Genomic DNA, 4,718 nt, shown 5'->3' on the forward strand with positions numbered 1-4,718 from the left:
GCCCCGGCGTCCAGGTCGTTGACCACCACCCGGGCGCCGGCCGCGGCGAAGGCCCGGGCCAGCGCGGCGCCGATGCCCCGGCCGCCGCCGGTCACCACCACGCCCTGCCCGGCGAACGCCCGGCCGTCCTCGGCCTCCCGGCCGTCCTCGGCCTCCCGGCCGTCGAGCGGCAGTTCGTCGAGCGTGCCGCTGCCGAGCGTGCCGCCGTCGAGCGCGCGCCCGTCGACGCCCCCGCCGCCGGACGCCCCGGTGGTCACATCCCACCGCCGAGGGTGACCCCGCCGTCGACGACCAGGGTCTGACCGGTGATCCAGCCGGCCTCCGGGGAGAGCAGGAAAGCGACGGCGCCGGCGACGTCCTCGGGGACGCCGAGGCGGCCGAGCGGGTAGGCCCTGGCGGCCTCCTCCTCGCGGCCCTCGTACAGCGCCGCGGCGAACCTGGTCTTGACCACGGCGGGGGCGACGGCGTTGACCCGGATGCCCTGGGGGCCCAGCTCGGCGGCGAGTTCGGTGGTGAGCCGGATCAGCGCGGCCTTGCTGACGCCGTACATGCCGATCCCGAGCGAGGCGCGGATGCCGCTGATGGAGGCGACGTTGACGATCGAGCCGCCGTGCTCGCCCATCCAGGCGGCGTGCGCGCGGCGGGTCCAGGCCAGCGGGGCCAGCACGTTGACGGCGAGGATCTTGGCGGCGGCGGCCTCGTCGGTGTCGAGGACCGGCCCGAAGACCGGGTTGATGCCGGTGTTGTTGACCAGGTGGTCGAGCCGGCCGAAGGCCTCCAGGGTGCGGGCGACGACCTCCTCCTGGTGGGCCGGGTCGTCGGCCTTGCCCGCGACGGCTATCGCGTTCTCCGGGCCGCCCAGGTCGCGGACGGCCTCGGCCAGCGGTTCCGGACTGCGGGCGGTGAGGCAGACCTTGGCCCCGCGGTCGACCAGCTCGCGCGCGATGCCGAGGCCGATGCCCCGGCTCGATCCGGTGACGACGGCCACCCGGCCCTTGAAGGAGTGCACCACGGAGCGTCCTGCCTTTCGTGCGAGGATCTCTGCCACCTGCTGACTAAGCGCTTGCTCAGCATGCTGTCGGTGCGGGAGCCTGTCAACAGCCTGCCGAACGCCCACCCGGTCCGCCGAGCGGTCCGCCGAGCGATCCGCGAAGCGGTCCAGGGGGCGGCCGGCGGGAAAGCCTGTACGAGTTCTCTGGGAGGATGGCGCCATGACCAGCACCCCGCTCGCCGACCTGTGGCCGACCCTGCCCGGCGCCGACGTCCGCCCCGAAGCGGCGTACCGGCTGCTCCAGGCCGCCGTCGAGTCGTTCGCGGAGCGCGGCTTCCACGCCACCACGACCCGGGACATCGCCACCGCAGCGGGGATGAGCCCGGCCGCGCTGTACATCCACTACCAGTCGAAGGCCGCGCTGCTGGCCGAGATCAGCCGGGCCGGGCACGCCGCCACGCTCGCCCTGGTCCGGGGCGCGGTGGCCGGCCCCGGCGGCCCGGCCGAACGGATGCGGCGGCTGGTCGAGCAGTTCACCGCCTGGCACGCCCGGGCCCGGACGGTCGGCCGGGTGGTCAACTACGAGCTGCACGCGCTGCCCGAGGACGCCTACGCGGTGGTCGCGGCGCTCCGGCTGGACATCGAGCGCGAGGTGAGCGCCCTGATCGAGGCGGGCGCCGCGGCGGGGGAGTTCCAGGTGGCGGAGGTGCGGACGGCGGCCCGCGCGGTCACCTCGCTGGGCATCGACGTCTCCCGCTGGTACACCGACAACTCCTCCGAGACGCCGGAGGAGCTGGGCCGCCGCTACGGGGAACTGGTGCTGCGGATGCTCGGCGCCCGGGTCTGACCCCGGGGGCGGTTCCACGGAGATCCGGTCCGCTCTTGACCCGCTCACGGAGTGCGAGCAGACTCGTATACGAAGTACGTGTGCCTCGTAGGCGTACAGCGTAGGCGGACCGGCACGCAGGGTGACACCGCGAGCCCCTCTCCGGCGCACTCCCACCGCAGCCCCGACGCTGCGGATCGAAGCAACCACCTCCCCCGGCGACCACGCCCCCGACCGGCGGCGCCGTACGGGAGCGACCCCCGACCCGGGCCGGTCCGGCCGGGTCGTGCCGCCGCCACGGCGCGGCGGCACGGGAACGGCGCCTGCCGCGTCGCGGTGCGGCCCGGGCGGTTTGGAGAAGGGGGAGGTGCAGTGATGCCCTTCCGACAATCGCGTGCGGTCCGGCCCCGCTTCTGGCTGGAGACGGCCCTCGGCGGGCTGTCCGGACTGCTGTTCCTGCTCACGCTGGTGTGGCCGCAGTGGATCGAGACGCTCCTCGGCATCGACCCGGACGCCGGCAGCGGCGCGGCGGAGTGGTTCGTGGTCGCGGTGGCGGCCGCCGTCACCGCCGTCTGCCTGCTCGGCGCCCGGATCGAGTGGCGCCGGGCGCACCCGTCCTCGGTCCGCGCCGTGCGGTGACCGGAGAGGAGGATCGTCATGCCGAACACGGCACCGGTCAAGAAGGAGGAGCTCGCGGACCTCGTCCGGCGGGCCCCGCTGAGTTTCGTGGGCAGCGTCACCCGGGTCGGCGGCACCTCGCTCGCGGCCGTCCCGGTCGAGGCCCGCGACGAACGGACGGTGGTGGTCCGGGTGGACGAGGTGCTGCACGCACCCGAGGCCTTCCGGCAGCTCGCTGGCAGCGAGGTCACCGTCCAACTGGCGGCCGACGCCGCCCCCATGGCGGTCGGTGACGCGGCCGCGTTCTTCACCCAGGGCCTGGTCTACGGCGATGCCCTGGGCGTCTCCGAGGTGGGCCGGCTGCCGGTCGGCGCAGTGCTGCGGCACATCTCGATGGCCGCCGCCACCGCCGACGAACTGCCGTTCACGTCCGTGCAGCGCGCCATCCACGACGAGGACCTCGTCGCGCACGCCGCCGAGGCGGACGCCGTGGTGGTCGGCACCGTGGTCGGCCTCGAGGACCTCGGGCTGACGGACTTCTCCGAGCACGCCCCGCACTGGTGGCGCGCCAGTATCGAGGTCTCGATCGTCGAGCGCGGTGCGATCGAGCCCGGACCGTCCGCCTTCCTCTACCCGAGCAGTACGGACATCCGCTGGCGCCAGGTGCCCAACCCGAACGCCGGTCAGGAGTCCCTGTGGCTCCTCCACCGGACGGCGGGCGACCTGGCCGAGCGGGCGGCGTTCCGGATCCTCCACCGCGACGACTGCCAGCCGGTGCAGAAGCTCGCCGTGCTGCGGGAAGGGAGGTGAGCGGACATGCCCACCATCAAGGTCGTCGACATCACCCCCAAGGCGCTGAGCGGCGACCGGAGCCTGGACAGTGAGCCCAACCTCGCGGTCAACCCGGAGAACCCCGCCGAGATGGTCGCGAGCGCCTTCACCCCGGACCCGATGGGCGGCCCGTTCGCCCCGGTCTACGTCTCCTCCGACGGCGGGAACAGCTGGGTGCTGAACAGCGTCGTCCCGGGCAACGGGGGCCGCGGCACCGGCGACATCAGCGTCGGCTTCGGCGGGACGGGCGGCCGGCTCTACACCGGCATCCTCAACGGTGAGACCAGCGACCTGCAGATCCTGCGGATGCCGGACGTCACCGCGTCCGACCCGATGGACGAACTGGTCGACCGGGCGGACGAGGACCAGCCGTGGGTGGTCGCCACCACCGTCACGGCGAACGGGGTCAGCAGCGACCGGGTGTACGTCGGCAACAACGACTCCGCCGACGAGCCCCGGCCCGCCACCGTGGACGTGGCGAGCGACGGCCGCACGGCCGCCGGCCAGGCCGACTTCAGGACCGTCCGGCTCGACCGGCGCGGCGACTCCGTCCACGACGGGCCGCCGATCCGGATCGCCGTCCACCCGGACGGGACGGTCTACACCGCCTACCAGCGCTGGACCGACTTCAGCCCGGCGCGCATCGTCACCTTCGACGTCGTGGTGACCCGCGACGACAAGGGCGGCGTCGGGCCGGACCCGTTCGAGGACCTGCTGGACCCGGGCGACGGCGAGGTCGGCCTGCGCGTGGTGGCCGGCCGGAGGGTGCGGTTCAACGTGCGGGTGCCGACGCTGGGCCAGGAGCGCACCGGCGCGGACCTGGCGATCGCCGTCGACCGGACCGACTCCAACAGCGTCTGGATCGCCTGGTGCGACAACCACGGCGGCGCCGTCCCCACCGACTACGTGCTGCACCTCCAGCACTCGGCGGACCGGGGAGCGAGCTGGAGCGCGGCGCGCGACGACATCGTCAACGGCAAGAACCCGGCGCTGGCGGTCAACTCCGACGGCCTGGTCGGGCTGCTCTACCAGCAGCTGGCCGACAACCAGTGGTCGACCGTGCTGGAGCTGACCGACGACGTGTTCCAGACCGTGGAGCGCGTGGTGCTGCACCAGGCTCCGGGCGACGTCCCGCCGGCCGGGTTCAACCTGCCGTACCTCGGCGACTACCTGCGGATGATCACCGTCGGGAGGGACTTCTACGGGATCTTCTCCGGCAACAACACGCCCGACCGGGCCAACTTCCCGGTGGGCGTGACGTACCAGCGCAACGCCAATTTCACCACCCGTCAACTGCTCAGCACGGACGGCGTGACCAGGGTCCCGCCGTCCATCGACCCGTTCTTCTTCCACCGGGCCGCCTGAGAGAGTGTTGGGTAATCGGGTGACTACTGGTGCTTGAGGTCGTCGGCGAGGCGGCGGGCTGCTTCGGTCTCGATGGGGCCGCGTGGT

The 4,718-nt window shown here is 73.5% G+C and carries 5 protein-coding genes and 1 pseudogene; 4 read left to right on the forward strand and 2 right to left on the reverse strand.

All coding sequences use genetic code 11. From position 1 onward, the window contains the following. Both ABZW03_RS37515 and ABZW03_RS37520 read right to left on the reverse strand, forming a co-directional pair. Window positions 1-257: pseudogene (locus tag ABZW03_RS37515) on the reverse strand (hypothetical protein); the annotation flags it as partial. Continuing rightward, window positions 254-1,012: an SDR family oxidoreductase gene (locus ABZW03_RS37520; protein WP_355268863.1), complete on the reverse strand. Its 759-nt coding sequence runs from the start codon at window positions 1,010-1,012 to the stop codon at window positions 254-256. The pseudogene ABZW03_RS37515 and the gene ABZW03_RS37520, both read right to left, overlap by 4 nt. Before the next feature lie 199 nt (window positions 1,013-1,211). On the opposite strand from ABZW03_RS37520, the gene ABZW03_RS37525 reads away from it, so the two are divergent. The 4 genes from ABZW03_RS37525 (at window position 1,212) to ABZW03_RS37540 (ending at window position 4,631) form a co-directional block, all read left to right on the forward strand. Then, the gene (locus tag ABZW03_RS37525; protein ID WP_355268865.1) at window positions 1,212-1,838 is read left to right on the forward strand and encodes a TetR/AcrR family transcriptional regulator; all 627 of its coding nucleotides are present in this window, start codon (window positions 1,212-1,214) and stop codon (window positions 1,836-1,838) included. Between the two features lie 354 nt (window positions 1,839-2,192). Beyond that, on the forward strand, window positions 2,193-2,456 hold the full coding sequence (locus ABZW03_RS37530; protein WP_355268866.1) for an ABC transporter permease: 264 nt from the start codon (window positions 2,193-2,195) through the stop codon (window positions 2,454-2,456). A gap of 18 nt (window positions 2,457-2,474) precedes the next feature. Further along, complete coding sequence (locus ABZW03_RS37535; protein WP_355268868.1) at window positions 2,475-3,245, forward strand: hypothetical protein; 771 nt, start codon at window positions 2,475-2,477, stop codon at window positions 3,243-3,245. Between the two features lie 6 nt (window positions 3,246-3,251). Next, entirely contained in the window at window positions 3,252-4,631 is a 1,380-nt protein-coding gene (locus ABZW03_RS37540) for a hypothetical protein (protein WP_355268870.1), read from the forward strand. Window positions 4,632-4,718: the final 87 nt, after the last annotated feature.

Origin of the sequence: Kitasatospora sp. NPDC004799 (assembly GCF_040609095.1) — a bacterium.
Classification (GTDB): domain Bacteria; phylum Actinomycetota; class Actinomycetes; order Streptomycetales; family Streptomycetaceae; genus Kitasatospora.

Excerpts from the sequence above, each read along its gene's own strand:
- ABZW03_RS37525 (WP_355268865.1), top strand. The coding sequence starts at position 1,212 with ATGACCAGCACCCCGCTCGCCGACCTGTGGCCGACCCTGCCCGGCGCC.
- ABZW03_RS37530 (WP_355268866.1), top strand. The coding sequence starts at position 2,193 with ATGCCCTTCCGACAATCGCGTGCGGTCCGGCCCCGCTTCTGGCTGGAG.
- ABZW03_RS37540 (WP_355268870.1), top strand. The coding sequence starts at position 3,252 with ATGCCCACCATCAAGGTCGTCGACATCACCCCCAAGGCGCTGAGCGGC.
- ABZW03_RS37535 (WP_355268868.1), top strand. The coding sequence starts at position 2,475 with ATGCCGAACACGGCACCGGTCAAGAAGGAGGAGCTCGCGGACCTCGTC.